This window comes from Thermanaerosceptrum fracticalcis (assembly GCF_000746025.2).
Lineage (GTDB): Bacteria > Bacillota > Peptococcia > DRI-13 > DRI-13 > Thermanaerosceptrum > Thermanaerosceptrum fracticalcis.
In genome coordinates, this window is record NZ_CP045798.1 from 197,745 (window position 1) to 218,924 (window position 21,180).

A 21,180-nucleotide genomic window follows, 5' to 3' on the forward strand; every position below is an offset into this window, starting at 1 on the left:
TTACCCGGAGGGAACTTAATGCTCCTTACTTATCCTGTGCATGGCCCGGGAAATACTGATAATGATCCTGGATTGTAGAGGAGGTTTTGTTATGCTAAAATTGAGCACGGATGAAGGAAGGGCGATAGGAATGGAGAGGGTGACCTAAAGAATGGGGAGAGGATAAAATGGAGATCGATTTGGACAGGCAAGTTCTCGTGTATAGAGAACAGATTGTGAAACATACTTCGGAACTGGTCAGGATAAAAAGCATACTGGAACAGCCGGCAGGTCCGGATAAGCCTTTCGGGGAAGGAATAGACGAGGCGCTGCAGTATGTGTTGCGGTTGGGAGAAGAACTAGGACTAAAAACAAAGAACGTGGACGGATATGCGGGATATGTGGAAATAGGCGAAGGAGCAGAAATGGTGGCCGCGTTATGCCACGTAGACGTGGTGCCCGAGGGGGACGGATGGAAATATCCGCCTTATGAGGGACAGGTGGTAAACGGGAAAGTATACGGCAGAGGGGCTTTAGACGACAAAGGACCTCTGATTGCCTGCTTGTTTGCCATGAAAGCCATCAAGGATACGAACTTAAATTTCGGGAAAAGGGTCCGGCTCATCATTGGTACCGATGAGGAAACGGGAGGAAGGTGTATCAAGCATTACCTGGAGAATGAGGAAAGGCCCTTGTACGGCTTTTCGCCTGATGCGGAATTTCCTGTCATATATGCGGAAAAAGGCATTTTAAGGTTTGAGCTGGAGGCAAGGTTCAGCCAGGAAGCCGTGGCAGGCAGTGTAATAGAGTATATAAAGGGCGGTACCAGGGCAAATGTAGTGCCGGATTATGCCGAGGCCCGGTACAAGACAGATGTGGGTATACATGAAGTTATAGACGCTCTGGGATTGGGAGAAAAAATAAAAGTTTACAGGGAGCGGGATGGCGTCCTTATCAAGTCTTATGGGATATCTGCTCATGCCAGTCTTCCGCACCAAGGTGAAAACGCTATTGGTCAACTGGTCAAGGTCTTAAGCAGGCTGGAACTGAAATCGGGGGAGATGAAGGAATTCCTCGCGAAACTGGATGGCAAGGTGGGTATGGGAACAGATGGGAAGGGCCTGGACATAAAATGTAGTGATGCCGTATCGGGCCCCTTGACGCTGAACATAGGCATAATAGATTTAAGCCCCTCTGGCGGTAAAGTTGTTTTTGATGTAAGGTATCCTGTGACTGCAGATTTTGCCGGGATATGGGCTAGCATACAGCAAGGACTGGCTGATCAAGGAACAGAAGTAAACATAGCAAACCATAAACCACCCCTATATGTTGATAAGGATAAGCCTCCTATCGCCATGCTGCAGCGGGCGTACCAGGAAGTAACGGGCCTTGAGCCTACCCTGCTGTCCATCGGCGGGGGGACTTATTGCAGGTATGTGGAAAACACCGTGGCTTTCGGGCCGGTCTTCCCGGGCCAGATGGAACTGGCTCACCAGGTGGATGAGTACATTTCAACGGAGGATCTGGCAAAGATTGCGAGAATATATGCCCAAGCTTTGTATCTTATGGCCAGGTAAAAAATATAGATAGATTGTTCAGTAGAAAAGATGTACAGTGGCACCGGGCATTGCCCGGCAGGAGGCCATGTGCATCTTTTTTTTTGGTAGGTGCAATTTTGTACAATTGGTACCCCAAAACAATGGGCAGTTGCATACAGGATGAAGCTGGTTCTTTGCTGAATACACTAGCAATGTTCCGGCCCTGCCGGAGCCAAAACCCTTGTCCTTTAGCCCCCTTCATTCCTGGGAGCAATTTAGAGATTCAAAAAGTATAGAACATTCAGCGAGAAAGGAGCAAGGCAGGTATGGAAAAATACAGGATTGGAGTTATCAGGGTTTTAACCACCCAGGATCCCCAAATATTGCACGCCCATGGAGATTTACTGGAGAGGTATTTCCCGCAGTTTCAAATCGAGACCAGGTGCATCCCGGACCAGCCCTATGGAATATATGATGAGGTTACCTTTCAGGTGGCGCTACCTAAGATAATAAAGCTGGCACTAGAGTGGGCGCCTTATTTGGACGGATTGATTGTAAGCTGTGCAGGGGATCCTGGGGTGGACGAACTAAGGAAGTTGCTGGCCATTCCCGTTGTGGGAGCTGGCACAGCCACAGCAGCCTACAGTCTGACCTTGGGAGAAAGAGTTGGCATCATAGGGATCGAGGAAAACAGCCCCGCTAAATATGACAGGATATTGGGCAGCAGGTCCGTGGGCTATATCCGTCCGGAAGGAGTGAGAAACACACTGGATCTTCTCACTGAGGAAGGCAGGGAAGCTGTTTTACATGCTTGCAGGAGATTGAGAGGGCAGGGAGCAGAAGCAATTGCCCTGGCCTGTACAGGCATGTCTACCGCCGGGATAGTGCCTTTTTTGCAAAAGGAGGTTGCCATACCTGTGGCGGACCCTGTAATAGCTGAGGGCATCATGATGCTCGGCCAATGTGTCCATAAAAGAGCAAATTAAAAACCTTTACAAGTGTGCCATAAAACAAGGGGAGATGAATTGTTTATGGATGGGAGTATTATCACGATTACCCCCGAAATAGCTAGGGCTGCTGTATACGGAGGAGCGTTCCTGGGCGGGGGTGGGGGAGGATCTGTGGAGACAGGATTGATTACGGCTCTGGAAGCGCTGAAACTGGGTGATATAAAGATTGTCCCCCTTGACTGCATCGCTGACGATGCCAGTGTTATAACAGCCTCGGCCGTGGGAGCACCCGCTGCCCAGGAGGGGTATGTGACGGCTGAGCACTGCAAAAGGGCAATGGAGCTTTTTCAAGATTTTTTCCACCAGGAGATCAAAGGTGTGATTACCAACGAGAATGGCGGTCATTCCACCACCAACGGCTGGGTCCTTTCTGCTATAACAGGTATACCCGTAATTGACGCTCCATGTAACGGCAGGGCTCATCCCACCGGGCAGATGGGCAGCATGGGACTCAGCATGGATCCTTCTTATGTTAGTTGCCAGGTGGCCGTGGGAGGTAAGGAAGAAACGGGAAAATACCTGGAAATGGCCGTCCGTGGCAGGCTTGATGCGGCTTCTAGGCTTGTAAGGCGGGCAGCGGTGGAGGCAGGAGGGCTGGTTACGGTCCTCAGGAACTGTGTAAAGGCTGGTTACCTGAGGAAAAATGCTGCACCCGGAGCATTGAAACAGGCTATTAAAGTAGGGGAAATTTTTCTAAATAATGAAGGGGACTATATCAAAATACTACAAGGTCTTTCTCGTTTAATGCCCCTCGAAGTAATAAGTGAGGGGACCGTTAGGGATTTTAAACTGGAAACCCGGGACGGGTTCGATGTGGGCAAGATGATGATCAATGAGATTGAAGTCACCTTTTGGAATGAATACATGACCGTGGAAAAAGAGGGAGAAAGACTGGCCACCTTTCCCGATCTGATTGTTACGCTGGACTTAGAGACGGGAAAGGTGAAAACCAGCGCGCAAGTGGCAAAGGGCGATAAATTAGCCTTGATTAAGGTTCCCAAGCACGCATTGATCCTGGGTAAAGGCATGTATGACCAGCAACTGTTTGTAGAAGTGGAAAGGATAATCAATAAACAAATGGTAGATTATCATTTCTCGCAGGGGGATTGATCACCGCGAAAAAGATTTGATTTCAGGAGGATTGTCATGGTCTTAAAACAGCTGTTAGAGATTTTTGAATTGCTTGACAAGGCGGATGCTAATGGTTATGAGGTAGCGGCTTTTTTGAGGAGTAGAGGGACCCAGGATGTGGAAGTAAAAACGGTTAAAGGTCCTAAAGGTTCTACGGATGCAATTAAGGTTTTAATCAGGGGAAGTAAGGGCAAGGCCGGTGGTGGTACTGCCCCCACCCTGGGAGTCATTGGCAGGTTAGGAGGACTGGGAGCGAGACCGGAAATTGTCGGGTTCGTTTCAGACGGTGATGGAGCTCTTGCTGCCCTGGCCGTAGCGCTAAAACTTGCAGACATGCAAAAAAACGGAGATTTGCTGAAAGGGGATGTGATTGTTACAACCCACATCTGCCCTGATGCACCGACCAAGGAGCATAGGCCTGTTCCTTTCATGGATTCGCCCATAGATATCAAGACAATGAACGAACTGGAAGTAACTCCCGCTATGGATGCTATCTTGTCTATAGATACCACCAAGGGAAACAGGGTAATCAATACCAGGGGATTTGCCATCTCGCCCACAATCAAGGAAGGATATATATTAAAAACCAGTGATGACTTGCTGGACATTATGACGAGGACCACCGGAAAACTTCCCATTGTATTCCCCGTGACCCATCAGGATATCACCCCTTACGGTAATGGCCTTTATCATCTCAACAGTATCTTGCAGCCTGCCGTGGCCACCAGCGCTCCGGTAGTAGGCGTGGCTATCACTGCTGAAATGCCTGTACCCGGTTGTGCCACGGGAGCCAGCCATCCCCTTGACATAGAAGGAGCCTGCAGGTTTGTCATTGAGGTAGCTAAAAGCTTTGGCGACGGAAAATGTGAGTTTTACAACAAAGACGAATACACTAGAATAACCCAGCTTTATGGAGATTTAAAAAGATTCCAAACTATGGGGGCTGTCGAAAGTGAATAGGGTTCAGTTTACGTTGACAGTGGAAGAAGGTAAACAACTCATAGCCAGGGGGGTGGCCCAGCACCCCCTGTTAAAAAACGCTCTAATTAACGGGAAAGTAGTATTGAAAGGTGGAACCACGGTATCGAAAATTGCGGAGATACTCATTGGCAGGCCCTTAAGAATTTCCGGAAGAATCACGGAAAGAGGGACTGTTGCCGGTCTCATCGATACCAGCGATCCCCATTCGGTGCTTATCGAAAAGGGAGATTGGAGAAACATCGATGACACTATTGTGGAAGAGGTACAGCAGTTGGGCCCCAGGGACGTAATTGTTTCCGGAGCCAACGCCATTGATGGAAACAAAAAGGCTGCCCTGATGGCCGGCAGCGCAGGCGGCGGCAATGTAGGTAAATCCTTGAGTTCCTGGTACTGCGAGGGGGCTCACGTCTTGATTCCTGTAGGCCTGGAAAAGCTAGTGCCTGGAAACCTGGAGGAAATAATCAAGGAGACCGGCAGGAAGGGGAAAGACCTGTCGTGGGGCATGTCTGTAGGGCTGATGCCCATATACGGGGAGGTTATAACCGAGATTGAAGCGGTAAAACATCTTGCTGCCGTTGAATGTCACGCCATTGGTGCAGGAGGGATTGGCGAGGCCCAGGGCAGTGTGACCCTGGAAGCATGGGGGCAGGAAGAAGAAGTATTAAAGCTTATCCAGGTTATCAGCGAGATCAAAGAAGGTGTTAACGAAGTATCGGGCACCAGGCAGTCCCTGGTCCAGTGCCAGACCCCCTGCCAGGGATGCGGCAGGCATATTGGCTGCGGGTATAAGCTGAATATGATAAAAGAGAAAAAGAGAGTTAAAATCGGCGCCATCACCATAGGACAGTCACCCCGAGACGATATGGTTCCCGATATCGAACGGGTCCTCGGTCAACACATCATGATCATACAAAAGGGAGCCCTGGATGACTTTACTTATGAACAGGTTGTGCACAGCTTCAGCCCCAAGGAGGGAGACGAGGTCCTGGTCACGCGCATGCGGGATGGCAGGCAGGTTAAAATTGCCGAGCATCACCTTTTGCCCCTGTTGCAAAACGCCATCGACCAACTGGAAAGGCATGGTGTGGAGGCCAATCTCCTATTATGCACGGGGAGGTTCCCCGAATTTAGGCATAGCAATCTCTTGCTGAAACCCCAGGACCTTCTTCATTCTGTAACGGCTCAGGTGGCCGCTGGACAACCGGTGGGCCTTCTCATACCCGATGAAGACCAGCGGGAACAAATTGCCGCCTGGTGGAACAGAAGCGGAGTCAAGGTTGAGGTCGAAGTGGCGTCCCCTTATCAAGACTTCAGGCACATAGAGGATGCAGCCGAAAGGTTGAAAACAAAAGCTGTCTCCTTGATTTTCATGGACTGTATGGGTTATACGGTAAAAATGAAGAACAGGGTCAAGGAGATTACGGGGAAACCTGTGATGCTGCCCAGGACGCTGGCGGCCAGGGTAGTCGCGGAATTGTTTAATCCTGTGACTGCCTGATATTTAAGTTCAAGGTTTATATAGATGATTTCTCATCAATAAAACAAGGGCAATAATCTGAATATAAAGGAATATCGAGTTAAATCAATAAAGACAGGGTGGTTTGTTGTGGAACTAAACATTGGAATTGAGCCGGCAAGTCAATATCTCTCTTTTGAAACGGCAAAGGGTGCCTTGAAGTTGGTGAAGGATGTGATGCTGGTTAAAGAAGGGGAAAACGTGGTTATCACGGCTGATACTGCCACCGACAGGAGGGTTGTGGAGGCTGCGGCCAATGCCGTATATTCTATTGGCGCTATCCCTACCGTAATCTATTACCCGACCGCTCCCAACGCGTGCATTGAACCGCCTAAACCGATAGGTTCAGCGGTAGCCGATGCCGATGTTTGGATTGAATTTACCTATTCGTATATTATGCATACCCCTGCCTGGAAAAAGTCGATCAAAAACGGGGTCAGGTATATTTGCCTTACGGGTATGGATGTGGAGATGATGGTCAAAACCATTACAAGAGTGGATTATGACCTGATGATAGAGATGGGAGAAAAACTTAAGGAAATCTGCCAGTCTGCCGATGAAGTAATTATCAAAAGTGAGAACGGGACTAACCTTAAAGCATACAACCGGGGCAGGAAAGTACGCCATTCAGGGCAAAAAGCCATCCATAAAGGCTATCCTGTCATGCTGGGAGGACAAGTGAGCTGGTGTCCTATCGAGAGCACGATCAATGGGACTCTGGTCTTTGATGGTGCCTTGTTCCCGCCCTTCGAGCTGGGGATCTTGCGAAACTCCGTAAAACTGGAACTTCGGGAAGGTAGAGTGGTTGATATCCAAGGTGGAGTAGAAGCCCAGATTTTTGCTAACTGGCTGAAATCATTCAACGATCCCAATATGTACCGGCTGGCCCACTATTCCCTCGGTTTTAATCCCGGTGTAACCAAACCCACAGGAAGGATAGTTGAAGACGAGAGGGTCTTTGGTTGCATCGAAATGGGTATTGGCAGCCAGGGGGCCCAAATTATGGGTGAATGCTGGTCCGCCGCTTCCCACACGGACGGCATTGTCTTGAGGCCCACCATAATTCTGGACGGTGTCACCCTTGAAGAGAACGGGATCTACCAATTGCCTGAAATCAGAGAATTCTGCAAAAAATTAAATATTACAGGCTATTAATAAGTTAGACTTTATCTAATGTTTGGCTTAAGGAAAGGGGGTGATTATCAAATTACACCGTGAATTCACCGGAGAGCGCTGGAATGTATTTCAAATTAAGAGTAAAGGGGGAAGTATATGGATAAATATAATGGCGACACAACTAAACACGTTTCTTTGTTTGAACCGCTTACCTTGGTTTTGATTCTAGCCACAGGTATTTTTGGAGCCATTATTGGCCTGCAATTAATTGTTTCATTGGGTATTACCGCCAATACATCCATTATAGGGGCCCTGATCGCCATGGCTGTCGCCAGGCTTCCTATCAGTATATGCCGCAGGTTTAGGAATGTGCACCGGCAGAACTTCATTCAAACTTCGATTTCGGGGGCCACGTTTGGTGCGGCCAACAGTTTATTGATTCCTATAGGTATACCGTATCTCATGGGCAAACCTGAGCTGGTAATGCCAATGTTGATTGGTGCGGGGGTGGCCATGATTGTCGATGCCACTATTCTGTACCGGATGTTTGACTCCAAGGTATTCCCCGCCAGTGGGGCGTGGCCGCCCGGGGTAGCTACCGCCGAAGCCATCATTGCCGGCGACCAGGGAGGGAAAAGGGCCAGGCTGCTGGGTTACGGTGTAGCCGGCGGTGTTTTGGGCTCTTATCTCGGTATTCCCATGTCTGCTTTCGGTGTGGCATTTATAGGTAACATCTGGGCTTTGACCATGTTTGGTATAGGCCTGTTGCTCCGCGGGTATTCCATCTCCCTTTTCGAGATTGACATCAATAAATTGTATATCCCCCATGGCATAATGATTGGTGCCGGGCTGGTAGCCCTGATCCAGGTTACCCTGGTGATATTCCGGAAGAAAAAAGAGGAAGTAGCCAGGTCAGAATCGGCGGCAGCTAAGGAATATAGTTTTACCAGGACGGAAAAAGACGCCCAGCAAACACTGGTTTACGGGGCCGCTGCCTACATTATTATCTCTGTTCTCATCGCTTTCTTTGGTGGTATTTATGCTGAGATGTCCTTAGGCATGTTATTGCTGTATCTTATTTACGCTGCTTTTGCCGCCTACGTTCATGAAATCATCGTTGGTATTGCGGCCATGCATTCCGGATGGTTCCCTGCTTTTGCTGTTGCCTTAATTACTTTAGTAATTGGAATTTTAATTGGTTTTCCCCCCGTTGCCCTTGCCCTCCTTGTTGGATTCAGCGCGGCCACGGGCCCGGCTTTTGCTGATATGGCTTACGACCTGAAGACAGGTTATATCCTCCGCGGTTACGGGAAAGACACGGAGTTTGAAATGACAGGGCGCAGGCACCAATTCTATGCCGAGTTGATCGGTTTTGCCATTGCTTTTGTAACGGTACTGTTGAGCTACAAGCTGTACTTTGCTCAGAATCTTTTCCCGCCCGTAGACAGGGTTTATGCCGCCACAATCAAGGCCGGCGTATCCAGCGACATAGCGAGGCAGCTGTTCTTGTGGGCCATACCGGGCGCCATCATTCAATTGCTTGGCGGCCCTGAACGCCAAATGGGCGTGCTCTTAGCTACCGGTCTTTTGATTTTGAATCCCAAAGCAGGTTGGGCAGTGCTTACCGCCATTTTGATCAGGACAATTATCCTGAAAGTCAAAGGCAAGGAAGCCGAGACCCCAATGAGCATTGTTGCCGCAGGCATCATTGCCGGCGATGCCTTATACAGTTTCTTCAGTTCGTTGTACAAATATAAGAAGCTGTAACGCCAGTTGGCGAGCAGTGTAGGGTGCTGTCTTTATGGAAAGCACCCTTTTTTTGTTTTATTTGACAATATTTTTTATATCATGGAATTTCAGGTTAAGCAGCAAAAGGAGTCTGCCTTCACTGTCATAGGGGTTGTAGCCTGTAATCTCTGTGATTTTTTGGAGCCTGTTGTACAGGGTGTTCCGGTGAATAAACAGTTTTTTGGCCGCATTGCCAATCTTGCCGTCGGAGTCTATAAAGGTTGCCAGGGTTTTTAAAAGCTCGCTCCCGTTTAACTGGTCGAAGGAGGTCAGTTTTTCCACGGTGTTTTCATATATTTTCATCATCATGGGGTGATTGGCATATTCGTATAGGAGATGATAAACTGTTAGGTCCTTGTAGAAGTATACGCCGCGTACCATACTTGAAACCCTGGGACCAATATAACAGCTGAGCAGGGCTTCTTCGTAAGCCGCTTTGAGATCTTGCAGAGTGTCATGTTCTCTGCTGACCCCAGCGATAAACGTATGCTGTGAGGAGGTATCGTTCAGAGTGTTCAGGATCCTGGCAAAATAGTCCCGTGTTAACAAACTGCCACTGTCCTGGGCCAGATGGATGCAGATGAGCTTGCTGTCATCGGCGATAAACGTCGTATCAGGGCAGTATTTTTCCGCCTTTAGGCGGGCCTTATCCATTATGGTCCCGGTATTTTTGCCCTTGCTGTTTTTTTCCTGTTTGCTTTCCTGGAGGCTTATGACCCAGACCAGGTTTTTCGTGTTGATGTCCAGCTTGTAAAAAGTAGCGTCCCGGTGCAATTCACTGTTGTTGAGATAGTTCCCGTGCAGCAGGTCCAGGAAAAAATCTTCCTTGGACTTGTTCTGAATCTTGTCTTTATGGTTGGAAATCATCCAGATGGTCAGATAAAGAATGGTTTCTTTGATTAGTTGCAGGTACTGAGGCAGAAAATCCTGATCATAGCTGGTATCGATGATGCACAGGTAGCCCAGCAATTGTTCCGGTTCTTTAATAGCAAATATATGGTAATAGGCATTTTCGTCCTTGTATGTAAAAGGCACATTTATGAACTTTATCTGGTCAGAGTGTTCCTGAATGACATTGATCATGCGGCTCACGGGGAGCCGCTCCAGGGCTTTGGTCGGGTGCTGGACAGTGTTTAATATCTTGTAACGGTTGGAGAGCATAAATATAGGCATGTTGATGTAGGTTTTTAACAAATGAAGAATGTTGTTAAGATCAAAGTTTTGATTGGCAATGGATGAAAGGTTGTTGGTGAATTGTTCAAAGACATAGGAAGAATAGCTCCTTTCACCCAGCAGCTTGCTCATAATGGGCCGTGTGAGGTCGCTATAACCCAGCTGTATGGGAATTTCAAGGAGGGGAACCCCAATCCTGTTGGCGAGCTCCAGGATTTCCGGCGAGAGTTTTTTCAGGAATCTCCCTGTTTTTATACCGATACCGGAGCATTTCTTGCTGTTTAAGACCTCTATGGCATGATAAAGGCCTTTTTGGTCGTTTTGGAAAACATAGCCGGTTGTGATAATAAAATCTCCCTCTTGGGCCCAGTAGATGCCATCGGGTACTTCCAAAATTTCCACATCTTTGATGACCCTGTTTATCCCTTTGGAGCCGGCTATAATCTGGATATCTTTGAAATTCTTATCCAAATACAATAAGTCCTTGACCCTTAACACACGGTTCACCCCCTTCGCCAGTATTCTGATCCCTTGTAGATGAGCTATCTTCTACAAAAGGCAAATAGCTGGTTGTTCAAATATTGGTCCAAGTCTGAAATTTTTTGCTTTAATTCTAGCATAATTTTAAAAACCAAGGTACATTAAAATGAAAAATGAAGCCAGGGTGATTACTGACTATTCCAGGGAATTGAAAGATCTAATTTTCTCAATAGGGTTTCAGTAATCCTGTCAGGTGTACAAAAAACTGACATATGTATACAGTAAAACAATTTCTTCTGATCAGAGAGCGTGTGTTTACACGCTCTTTTTTTAAAAAATACAGAAGTATAAGTTTGAGGAGGCATAAGTGCAACTAAGGCTTCCGCCTGCGACAAGGCTTGCACCACGGCACAAGTCTCGCTGCGTCGCCGTGCTCCTAGTCTCGTATGGCGCAAGCCAAGTTTTCTTTACTTGGCATACTTCTTGCAATATATAGTGATTACAACGACAGGGGGGAACAACCATGCGCGTATACGAACATCCCATCTTAGATTTTACAAGGGAAAAGAAGATTAAGTTTACCTATAACGGCCGGGAATTAGAAGGCTTTGAAGGCGAGACCGTTGCCGCAGCACTCCACGCTAACGGGATACGAACCATGCGGGAAAGTATTCACCTGCACCGCCCCCGGGGCTTGTTCTGCAATATTGGCAATTGTTCATCCTGTTTAATGATTGTGGATGGCAAACCTAATGTGCGGGTATGTGTGGAAAAATTACGGGAAGGTATGAATGTTATGACCCAGAAAGGGAAGGGTGAGTTGAAGTGATAGCGTGTGAAATTTGTGTTATTGGCGGAGGTCCGGCGGGCCTGATGGCAGCCCTTCATGCCGCTTCCTTGGGGGCTTCCGTTGTCATTATTGACAGGAATGATTACCTGGGGGGGCAGCTAATCAAGCAAACCCATCGTTTCTTTGGTTCCAAAGAACAGCGGGCTTCAGAACGGGGTGTCAATATTTCACGGGAACTTTCTTTTGCTGTGGAAGAGGAAGAAAACATTAAAGTTCTGACTGCCGCAACAGCCCTGGGCTACTATAAAGACGGCGTAGTGACTGTAGAGAAAGATGAAAGGTTCCTGAAAATCAAGCCCCAAAAAATCATTGTAGCCACCGGAGGAGCTGAAAAGACCCTGCCGTTTCCCAACAATGATTTACCTGGCGTTTATGGGGCCGGAGCCGTACAAACCCTCGTCAACGTCTATGGGGTCAAACCTGGGCAGCGGGTTTTAATGGTGGGAGCAGGTAATATTGGAGTTATAGTAAGTTATCAGCTCCTGCAGGCCGGGGTGGAGGTAGCCGGGATAGTAGAGGCGGCCCCACGGATTGGGGCCTACTGGGTTCATGCGGCCAAGGTAGTACGGGCTGGCGTACCCATCTATACCAGGCACACGATTAAGGGGGCCTGGGGGGAAAAGGAAGTAGAAGGTGCCACGACCGTGGAGTTGGATGATCAATGGCGGCCCATACCGGGGACAGAAAAAGATTTTGACGTGGATGTTATCTGCCTGTCTGTAGGACTAAGCCCCCTTACGGAAATTCTCTGGCAGGCGGGTTGTGCTATGAAATATGTTCCCGAATTAAGCGGTTATGTTCCCTTAAGAAACGTGGACATGGAGACCTCGGTACCGGGTATTTATATTGCCGGTGACGCAGGCGGTATAGAGGAAGCATCGGCAGCCATGATGGAAGGTGCCCTGGCGGGGCTAAGTGCCGCCAGAGCCCTGGGATATTCAGCATCGGACTTTAACAGCCGCCGGGCCAATATTTTAAGGGAATTGGAGAACTTACGCTCAGGACCGGTGGGAGAGAAAATCAGAAAAGGACTGAAAAAAGTGACCCTAATCGAGAGGCAAGAATTTAGAGTTTTACCTCTAAGCTCTAATTTCTAAGATCTAACAAAGGGGGTAGTATTGTGTTAGCAGAAAACGGTGTTCCCACCATAGAAGACCTGGCCCAGGTTTTACCCGCTCCGGAGAGGTTAGCCCGGGGGCCTGTAGCCATTGCCGAATGTTTTCAGGAAATACCTTGTGATCCCTGTTATCACAGCTGCCTGCGGCGGGCCATCGCTCCTTTTGCCGATATTAATGAAAGACCGCGGATTGACCATGAAAAATGTAACGGCTGCGGTTTATGCGTTAACCGCTGTCCGGGGTTGGCTATCTTCGTAGTTGACCAGACTTACAGTGATAGTGAGGCCCTGGTAAAACTGCCTTATGAATTTTTGCCTTTACCGAAACCGGGAGATATCGTTAGCGCTATTAACCGTTCAGGGGCGGCAGTGGGCGAAGCCCGCGTGGTGAAGGTCCAGTCCGGGAAGCAAATGGATGGTACAAATATCGTCTGGTTGGCCGTACCCCAAGATCTTTCTATGGAAGTGCGTCATTTTAAAATGGAGGAGGTACGGTAACATGGCGGGAAAAGAATATGCAAAGGAAGAAGAATTTACCATAATCTGCCGTTGTGAGGATGTGATCCTGGAGGAAATCCATTCCTTTATCAGCCGGGGCATAACGGACATGGAACAGCTAAAACGTCTTCTGCGGGTTGGCATGGGACCCTGCCAGGGCCGTACCTGTTCTGCTTTGCTTGCTGGGGAAATTGCCAGGACTACGGGCAAATACGTTGGCGACATAAAATTTACCACTTTCCGTCCCCTTGCTGCACCCATCAAACTAGGCATACTGGCAAGGGGGGAGAGCCATGACTAAAACGGCAGATGCGGTAGTCATCGGTGGAGGAATTGTAGGCTGTGCTACTGCCTATAACCTGGCCAAATTAGGCTGTAAAAAAGTAGTATTGGTTGAGGAAAAATACCTGACCAGCGGGGCTACCGGCCGCTGTGGTGCGGGAGTTCGCATGCAGTGGGGTACTGAACCTAACTGTATTCTTGCCCGGGACAGCATCAAAATGCTGGAAAACCTGGAAGAAGAACTGGAATATCCGGGCAGTATCGAATTTAAGCAGAGTGGTTACCTGCTCCTGGCCTATACGGAAAAAATGGTGGAGCAGTTTCATATGAATATTGGGCTCCAGCATAGGCTGGGTATTCCCTCGTGCTGGGTGACTCCTGAAGAAGTCAAAGAGATTGTACCGCATTTAAATACCCAGGGCTTACATGGAGCTACCTATTGTCCCAAAGATGGGCACTGTAATCCTTTCAAAACTACGGATGCCTATGCCCAGGCCGCCAAACGACTGGGTGTCGAAATTCTGACATATACCAAAGTCACTGACCTGCCCCGGAACAGCGACAAGATCAAAGGGATAGAAACTACGGCCGGTATTATTGAAACACCTCTGGTTATCGCCTGTGCCGGTGCTTATACCCGGCAGTTGGCCCGGCTGGTAGGCGTAGATTTGCCTATCTATCCGGAACGGCACCAGATTCTGGTGACTGAACCTGTAGAACCCCTGCTGGGACCTATGGTCATGTCCTTTTACCATGGCACCTACTGCCAGCAGGTACCTCACGGAGGTTTTCTTATGGGTTTGGGTGATCCCCATGAGGTTAAAGATTTTAACGAGGATTCTACCTGGCAGTTCCTCCATGAAACGGCGGCCAAAATTACCTTTATGCTGCCTGTTCTTAAAGAAGTAAGGGTGGTGCGCCAGTGGAGCGGTCTTTATGATTTAACCCCGGATAAAACCCAAATCTTGGGGGCTATTCCCGAAGTGCCTGGTTTCTTTGTGGCAGCCGGTTTCTCCGGGCACGGTTTTATGATGGCCCCTGTGGTGGGCAAATTGATGGCTGAGGTTATGCTGGGCCTGGAACCTCAATATCCTATTGAAATGTACGGGGTCAAACGTTTCGCCGAGGGCAGTTTGTATGTGGAACCCAGCGTAGTATAGTTAGTTCGCAGTTCGCAGTTGGCAGTACTTAAGTTATTAGTTCCTAGTTACTAGTGGTTTTGGGTCGGACTTCGGTAGTCGGCGATCGGATGTCGTTTTCCGGTTACTGGTCACTGGGCTCTGGTCACTAAGATTGATATCGGAAGTCGGAAAGCGGAAGTCCGAGCGGCGCAGCCGTATTTCTTAAAACAATATCCGGAGGTGAAGAAAATTGAAAAGATTGGCCAAAAAAGTAGAGTTGTGTACTGCATGTCAGATCTGTGAGGATCTGTGTTCCAAGACTTATTTTAAAGAGGAAAACAGGGAAAAATCATCCATCAGAATTGAGACTGGAGAGAAGGGGGCTTCGAGCATTAATGCCTGTACCCAGTGCGGTGTCTGTATGGAGGTTTGCCCGGCTTTAGCTATCTATCAAGACAAGAACGGTGTAATCAGAATAAAGAAAGACCTCTGTGTAGGCTGCTTTGTCTGTGTAGGATTCTGCCCCGTGGGAGCCATGTTCCAACATCACGAATACCTGGAGCCTTTCAAGTGTGTGGCTTGCGGGATTTGTTCCAAGCAGTGTCCTACGGGAGCCATTTTTATTGAAGAAGTAATCTAAATGATGATGGAGGAGGCGAAAAAGATGAGTGTAGAGAAGTTGAAAGAAGCCCATAGGCTGTTAGCCCAGTTTAAATACACACCGGGTACGGTGGAAAAAGGCTATGCCAACAGAACCTTGTATGTCAATCTTTCGGAGAATAAAGTGGCTGAAAAGTTCGTTATCCAGGAGATGAAGGAAAAATTCATCGGCGGCAGGGGCTTTGGGCTCAAGTTGTTATGGGATGGTATTACGGAAAATACCAAATGGGATGATCCCGAGAATGAAATCATCATCGCTCCAGGACCCATCGCAGGTATTACTCAGTACCCCGGTGCCGGTAAGTCATATGTGGTGAGTTTGTCACCCCTTACCCATACTGTCATTGACAGCAACGTGGGCGGTTATTTCGGTCCTCTTCTCAAGTTTTCCGGCTTTGATGCCCTGGAAATCCAGGGTAAAGCTGAGAACGACGTTATTGTCTTTATAGATGGCGTCAATGGAACGGTCACCATTGAAGAAGCACCCCTGGAAGATGTTAACAGTCATATCCTGGTGGAACAGCTTACGGAAATGTATGCCGCTAACGAAGAGGACAAAGTAAATGTTTCTGTGGTTTCTACAGGGGCGGCGGCGGAGCATACCCTCATCGGCATGCTTAATTTCTCTTTTTACGACAAAAGAAGGAAGGCTGTACGAATTAAACAGGCGGGAAGGGGTGGTATTGGCACGGTCTTCAGAAATAAGAAAATTAAAGCCTTGGTGGTCAGAGGCCCCAGGATTAAAGGCGACTTAAATCACCCCGCTGATAAGACCCTCCTGGATAAGGCAGGGATTAAACTTCATAAGGAGATTGCTACCCTGGACAATTCCCAGAACAAGATGCGTATCGGCGGTACCACCTATCTTACCAAGATCATGAACGATTATGATATTCTGCCTGTCAATAACTTTAAGTTTGGCTCCCACCCCGCTGCTAAAAATATTACTTCGGACGCCTTTATCAAATACTTTAACCTGACGGGTCATGACGGCTGCTGGTACGGGTGTACCCTGTCCTGTGCCAAGGCCATCAATGCTTTCGAATTAAAGACCGGTCCTTATAAAGGGCAGAAGGTCCTGGTGGACGGACCGGAGTACGAAACTGTAGCCGGCGTGGGGTCTGTTTGTGGTATCTTTGACCCGGAATATATCATTGAAAACAACTTCTACTGTGACACCTACGGTATTGATACTATATCTTTTGGCACCATTATGGCTTTTCTCATGGAGTGTTACGAAAACGGCATTATCAACAAGGAAATCACCGGAGGCCTGGAACTCAATTTCGGCAATGCAGAAGCTGCTATGGAAGTCCTGCATCAGATGGCCCGCGGTGAAGGATTCGGCAAGATTGCCGGCCTGGGTGTGCGCCGTCTGAAGAAGCTCTTCGTAGAGGAGTACGGCGCAGATCCTGCTTTCTTACAGGACATCGGCATGGAAGTTAAAGGCCTGGAGTATTCTATCTATCTTCCTAAGGAATCCCTGGCCCAGCAGGGCGGCTATGGGTTAACAAACAAAGGGCCCCAGCATGATGAAGCCTGGCTGATCTTTATGGATATGGTTAATAACCAGATTCCCACTTTTGAAGATAAAGCGGAAGCCCTCCACTACTTCCCCATGTTCCGGACCTGGTTCAGTCTCAACGGGCTCTGTAAGCTGCCCTGGAATGATATTGTACCTGCGGACAACCGCACCACGGCAGAACCTGCCAAAATACCCGAACATGTCCAGAACTATGTAGACCTCTTTAACGGCGTTACCGGCATGAATATTACGAAAGAAGACCTTATTACCCAGTCTGAGCGGGTATATAACTTCCAGAGGGTCTTCAACCTGAGAATGGGCTTTGGTACCCGGAAACATGACCAGATACCCTACCGCTCTATGGGGCCGGTGACCGTGGAGGAATATGAAGCCAGACCGGAAAGGTATGACAGGCAGTTAAAAGAAAAGGTGGGTTTTGATCCTGAGGGTAAGACTACGGAAGAGAAAATGGCTGCCTTAAGAAAATACCGGGAAGACCAGTATCAAAAACTGTGTGATGCTGTGTATAAGAGAAGGGGGTGGACGGAAAATGCTGTTCCGACACTATCGACCCTGCAGAGGCTGGGTATGGATTTCCCGGAGGTATTGGAGGTTGTGAAGAGATATCTATAAAATGACTGGGGGAATGTCAGAATGATCAAGGTCAACGGGGAAGAATCTCCCTGGGAGGAGGGCCTCACAGTCAAAAAGCTGCTGGAGAAGAAAGGTTATACTTTTCCCACCATTGTTGTACTCATTAACGGCTTATCTATTCCTGAAAATGAATACGTCAGTACCATCATTCCGGATGGTGCTGACGTAAAAGCCATTCATTTGATAGCTGGGGGTTAGGTTTAACATACCTGGCTTCCACCCTTATGTTAAACCAGTCTTTAATATCTGAAATCACCTATTTTACGGGAATGTATATTATTAAGGTCTGCCATAAATAGAGGGTCTTGCGCTGCGGCTTTTATTGCATTATATAATTTTTTTCAATAGTAATACTAATTTAAAAAACAGTCCGGTAATTGTTTAAAAACAATTACCGGACTGTTTTGTGTTATGTACGTCTAAAATTAAAGACTGTATACACCATACACTATTATAGAACAGTATACAATATTCTTTTCTTGTATACAATATTTCTTCTGAATTCCAGTTCCCATCCAGATGAAAACTGTTATAATATACACTAACAAAATAAATGGTGTTATGAAATTACCGGGTAGTACAGCAGTTCGGGAAATAAAGGAGGTATATTGTAATGTTACGTGAGGGAGTTGTAAGGATACCATCAGGATGCGCCATTAGCGGCATGATGAATAAAAAAGGCAAATGTTTCTCCGGGGAAGATATCATTAAATCCATCGCTATCATGCATGACCGGTCCAACGGACTGGGAGGCGGGTTCGCCGGCTATGGTATTTACCCAGACTTTAAAGATGATTATGCTTTCCATTTCTTCTTTGATGACGATACTGTCAAAGAGACTGTGGAAACTTTGCTGAACAAGCAGTTTACCATTATTTTTGACGAACCTATTCCTACCCGTAAAATAAAGGCCATCAAGGATGCTCCCGTGATCTGGCGCTACTTTGTTCAGCCCAAGAGTAAAATGGTCATTCAAGCAGGTTTACCTGAAGAAGAATATGTGGTCAAGTTTATCATGAAGGTCAACAGTGAAATTGAAGGAGCCTATATCTTTTCCAGCGGTAAGAACATGGGAGCTTTCAAAGGTGTAGGTTATCCCGAGGATATCGGCGAGTTCTTCCGCCTCGATGAGTATAAAGGGTATATCTGGACGGCCCACGGCCGTTTCCCCACCAATACTCCCGGCTGGTGGGGAGGAGCTCATCCCTTTACCTTACTGGACATTTCCGTTGTCCATAACGGGGAAATCTCCTCTTATGGCACTAATAGACGTTTCCTGGAAATGTACGGCTATAAATGTACTTTACAGACAGATACAGAAGTAATGGCTTATATCTTCGACTATTTAATGAGAAGACAGGGGCTGCCCCTGGATGTGGTGGTGGCCGCCATGGCCAGTCCCCTCTGGATGGAAATTAACCGGATGGACCCCGAAAAGCGGGAACTGGTAAAGGCTATCAGGGCTGTTTACGGCAGCCTCCTGGTGAACGGGCCTTTCTCCATCCTGGTGGGCACTAACCAGGGCATGATTGCCTTGAATGACCGTATTAAACTGCGTCCCTCCGTGGCCGCCATCAAAGGCGATTTCCTCTATGTGGCCAGTGAAGAATCGGCCATCCGGGAAATCTGTCCCAAGCCCGATAAAGTATGGGCTCCCCGGGGCGGTGAACCGGTCATTGGTCTTTTGGAAAATGCCCAGGTCAATTACAACTTTGCTGCGGGAGAGAATGAGCGTATTGCTATTAATTCCTAGCACTAGAAGGAGAAGATCTACATGACTTTAAGCTACTTGACACCGGCTTTTCTCGTGGAAAGAAACGATAAACGTTGTATCCAATGCAAGGTGTGCGTCCAGCAGTGTGCCAATGAAGTCCACCGCTTCGATGAAGAAGAGGGGGAGGTGCTCGCCGACGAGTTAAACTGCGTTAACTGTCAACGTTGTGTGGTAATGTGTCCCACCCGGGCTTTGTCCATCAGGAAGTCTCCCAATGAATTCAGGCAGAATGCCAACTGGACCGCTGATGCCATTAAGTCTATCTATATCCAGGCGGAGACAGGTGGCGTGCTTTTGACAGGGATGGGCAACGACAGGCCTTACCCCGTCTACTGGGACCATATGCTCTTAAATGCCAGCCAGGTTACGAACCCCTCAATTGACCCCTTAAGGGAACCTATGGAATTAAAAACCTTTCTAGGCCGTAAACCTGATTCCCTGGTTATTGAAAACGGTAAGTTGAAGGAAAAGATTCCACCCCAGTTGGAATTGGATATACCCATAATGTTTTCTGCCATGTCTTTCGGTTCTATCAGCTTGAATGCCATCAAATCGTTGGCCCGGGCTGCTCGACAGGAAGGAACCTTTTACAATACGGGGGAAGGAGGCCTCCACAAGGACTTATATGAGTACGGTGCCAATACTATCGTCCAGGTAGCCTCCGGCCGTTTTGGAGTTCATCCCGAGTACCTCCAGGCAGGAGCAGCCATTGAGATAAAAATAGGCCAGGGTGCCAAGCCCGGTATCGGCGGGCACTTACCCGGGGAAAAGGTGGGCCGGGAGGTATCGGAAACCCGGATGATCCCCGAAGGCACCGATGCTATCTCGCCGGCACCTCATCATGATATTTATTCTATTGAAGATTTAAGCCAGTTGATCTATTCTCTGAAAGAAGCCACCAATTATGAAAAGCCCGTTTCTGTGAAAATTGCCGCTGTGCACAATGTAGCCGCGATTGCCTCCGGTATTGCCCGGGCGGGTGCCGACATCATCGCCATTGATGGTTACCGTGGCGGCACAGGAGCAGCCCCTCTGCGGATTCGTGACAATGTGGGTATTCCCATTGAATTTGCCCTGGCTGCCGTGGATTCCCGCCTGCGGGAGGAAGGTATTCGCAACCAGGTATCTCTAGTGGTCGCCGGCAGTATACGAAACAGCGCCGATGTGGTGAAGGCTATTGCTCTGGGGGCTGATGCCGTTTATATTGCTACCGGTGCCCTCATTGCCCTGGGCTGTCACATGTGCCAGAAATGTTTTACCGGCAAGTGCAACTGGGGTATCGCCACCCAGGATCCCCAGCTGGTCAAACGCTTAAATCCCGAAATCGGGGCCCAACGGGCCGCCAATTTACTGCGGGCCTGGAAGCATGAGATTAAAGAAATGCTGGGCGGTATGGGTATTAACGCTATTGAAAGCTTGCGTGGAAACCGCCTGATGCTGCGGGGGATCGGTTTGACGGAAAAAGAGCTGCAGATTCTCGGAATCAGCGCTGTGGGAGAATAGGAGGGCTTTCATGAAAAGGGTATATGCCAGGGAAGAGTTCTGTGTGGGCTGTCGCTTGTGTCAAGTTCATTGTGTGACGGCTCACTCACCATATAAAAATGATATAGTGAAGGCTTTCAAGAAAAGCAATCCCCGCCCCTTACCCAGGGTCATTGTGGAAGAGAACCGTCCCCTCTCCTTTGCTTTACAGTGCCGCCACTGTGAGGAGGCCAACTGTACCAAAGCGTGTATCACAGGGGCTATGCAGAAGGACCCTGTAACCGGTGTGGTGACCAATGACGAAACACGCTGTGTGGGCTGCTGGACCTGCATCTTGGTCTGCCCCCACGGAGCCATTGTCCAGGACGAACGGGGCAAAAAGGTGGCCGCTAAATGCGACCTCTGCAGCGGCCTGAAAGAGATGCCTGCCTGTGTCCAGCATTGTCCCAATGGAGCGCTTCTTTACCAGGAAGACGAATCTCAGGTTAGGGCTTAAGGAGGGGAG

Annotated in this window: 19 protein-coding genes; 18 read left to right on the forward strand and 1 reads right to left on the reverse strand. The window is 48.3% G+C overall.

Going from position 1 to position 21,180, the window contains the following annotated elements:
• The first annotated feature begins 167 nt into the window (after nucleotides 1-167).
• The 7 genes from pepV to BR63_RS01095 all read left to right on the forward strand — a co-directional run bounded on the left by pepV (nucleotide 168) and on the right by BR63_RS01095 (nucleotide 9,038).
• Nucleotides 168-1,556: a dipeptidase PepV gene (gene pepV / locus BR63_RS01065; protein ID WP_051965853.1), complete on the forward strand. Its 1,389-nt coding sequence runs from the start codon at nucleotides 168-170 to the stop codon at nucleotides 1,554-1,556.
• A gap of 287 nt (nucleotides 1,557-1,843) precedes the next feature.
• Nucleotides 1,844-2,503: an aspartate/glutamate racemase family protein gene (locus tag BR63_RS01070; protein ID WP_034422979.1), complete on the forward strand. Its 660-nt coding sequence runs from the start codon at nucleotides 1,844-1,846 to the stop codon at nucleotides 2,501-2,503.
• Nucleotides 2,504-2,548: 45 nt separating this feature from the next.
• Nucleotides 2,549-3,637, forward strand: a complete 1,089-nt coding sequence (locus tag BR63_RS01075) for a DUF917 domain-containing protein (RefSeq protein ID WP_034422975.1) — start codon at nucleotides 2,549-2,551, stop codon at nucleotides 3,635-3,637.
• Between the two features lie 36 nt (nucleotides 3,638-3,673).
• Nucleotides 3,674-4,618, forward strand: a complete 945-nt coding sequence (locus BR63_RS01080) for a DUF1177 domain-containing protein (protein WP_034422973.1) — start codon at nucleotides 3,674-3,676, stop codon at nucleotides 4,616-4,618.
• A complete protein-coding gene (locus BR63_RS01085) occupies nucleotides 4,611-6,137 on the forward strand; it encodes an AroM family protein (RefSeq protein ID WP_051965850.1) in 1,527 nt (508 codons plus the stop codon). Before BR63_RS01080 ends, BR63_RS01085 begins: the two co-directional genes overlap by 8 nt.
• A 108-nt stretch (nucleotides 6,138-6,245) precedes the next feature.
• Nucleotides 6,246-7,310 carry an aminopeptidase gene (locus tag BR63_RS01090; RefSeq protein WP_034422971.1) on the forward strand — a complete coding sequence of 355 codons (1,065 nt, stop codon included), beginning with the start codon at nucleotides 6,246-6,248 and terminating at the stop codon, nucleotides 7,308-7,310.
• 117 nt (nucleotides 7,311-7,427) lie between these two features.
• A complete protein-coding gene (locus BR63_RS01095) occupies nucleotides 7,428-9,038 on the forward strand; it encodes an OPT/YSL family transporter (protein ID WP_034422969.1) in 1,611 nt (536 codons plus the stop codon).
• Nucleotides 9,039-9,095: 57 nt separating this feature from the next.
• Here BR63_RS01095 and BR63_RS01100 read toward each other — a convergent pair whose 3' ends face one another.
• A complete protein-coding gene (locus BR63_RS01100) occupies nucleotides 9,096-10,730 on the reverse strand; it encodes a PucR family transcriptional regulator (RefSeq protein WP_034422968.1) in 1,635 nt (544 codons plus the stop codon).
• A 505-nt stretch (nucleotides 10,731-11,235) separates the two neighbouring features.
• Between BR63_RS01100 and BR63_RS01105 the strand changes: the two genes are divergently transcribed.
• The 11 genes from BR63_RS01105 to BR63_RS01155 all read left to right on the forward strand — a co-directional run bounded on the left by BR63_RS01105 (nucleotide 11,236) and on the right by BR63_RS01155 (nucleotide 21,171).
• Nucleotides 11,236-11,541, forward strand: a complete 306-nt coding sequence (locus tag BR63_RS01105) for a (2Fe-2S)-binding protein (RefSeq protein ID WP_034422966.1) — start codon at nucleotides 11,236-11,238, stop codon at nucleotides 11,539-11,541.
• Nucleotides 11,538-12,659: an NAD(P)/FAD-dependent oxidoreductase gene (locus BR63_RS01110; protein ID WP_034422964.1), complete on the forward strand. Its 1,122-nt coding sequence runs from the start codon at nucleotides 11,538-11,540 to the stop codon at nucleotides 12,657-12,659. Before BR63_RS01105 ends, BR63_RS01110 begins: the two co-directional genes overlap by 4 nt.
• A gap of 23 nt (nucleotides 12,660-12,682) precedes the next feature.
• Complete coding sequence (locus BR63_RS01115) at nucleotides 12,683-13,177, forward strand: 4Fe-4S binding protein (RefSeq protein ID WP_034422962.1); 495 nt, start codon at nucleotides 12,683-12,685, stop codon at nucleotides 13,175-13,177.
• A 1-nt stretch (nucleotide 13,178) separates the two neighbouring features.
• On the forward strand, nucleotides 13,179-13,478 hold the full coding sequence (locus tag BR63_RS01120; RefSeq protein ID WP_034422959.1) for a (2Fe-2S)-binding protein: 300 nt from the start codon (nucleotides 13,179-13,181) through the stop codon (nucleotides 13,476-13,478).
• On the forward strand, nucleotides 13,471-14,619 hold the full coding sequence (locus BR63_RS01125) for an NAD(P)/FAD-dependent oxidoreductase (protein WP_034422956.1): 1,149 nt from the start codon (nucleotides 13,471-13,473) through the stop codon (nucleotides 14,617-14,619). The genes BR63_RS01120 and BR63_RS01125 overlap by 8 nt, the downstream gene beginning before the upstream one ends.
• Before the next feature lie 211 nt (nucleotides 14,620-14,830).
• Nucleotides 14,831-15,220, forward strand: coding sequence for a 4Fe-4S binding protein (locus BR63_RS01130; protein WP_051965848.1), 390 nt, complete (start codon nucleotides 14,831-14,833; stop codon nucleotides 15,218-15,220).
• Nucleotides 15,221-15,244: 24 nt separating this feature from the next.
• Nucleotides 15,245-17,398: an aldehyde ferredoxin oxidoreductase family protein gene (locus BR63_RS01135; RefSeq protein ID WP_034422954.1), complete on the forward strand. Its 2,154-nt coding sequence runs from the start codon at nucleotides 15,245-15,247 to the stop codon at nucleotides 17,396-17,398.
• Nucleotides 17,399-17,419: 21 nt separating this feature from the next.
• Nucleotides 17,420-17,617 carry a sulfur carrier protein ThiS gene (gene thiS / locus BR63_RS01140; RefSeq protein WP_034422952.1) on the forward strand — a complete coding sequence of 66 codons (198 nt, stop codon included), beginning with the start codon at nucleotides 17,420-17,422 and terminating at the stop codon, nucleotides 17,615-17,617.
• Nucleotides 17,618-18,032: 415 nt separating this feature from the next.
• Nucleotides 18,033-19,172: a class II glutamine amidotransferase gene (locus BR63_RS01145; RefSeq protein ID WP_051965846.1), complete on the forward strand. Its 1,140-nt coding sequence runs from the start codon at nucleotides 18,033-18,035 to the stop codon at nucleotides 19,170-19,172.
• A gap of 21 nt (nucleotides 19,173-19,193) precedes the next feature.
• Entirely contained in the window at nucleotides 19,194-20,696 is a 1,503-nt protein-coding gene (locus BR63_RS01150; protein WP_034422949.1) for a glutamate synthase-related protein, read from the forward strand.
• 10 nt (nucleotides 20,697-20,706) lie between these two features.
• Nucleotides 20,707-21,171 (forward strand): 4Fe-4S dicluster domain-containing protein, encoded by a 465-nt coding sequence (locus BR63_RS01155; protein ID WP_034422947.1) that lies wholly within the window; start codon nucleotides 20,707-20,709, stop codon nucleotides 21,169-21,171.
• The last annotated feature ends 9 nt before the right edge of the window (nucleotides 21,172-21,180 follow it).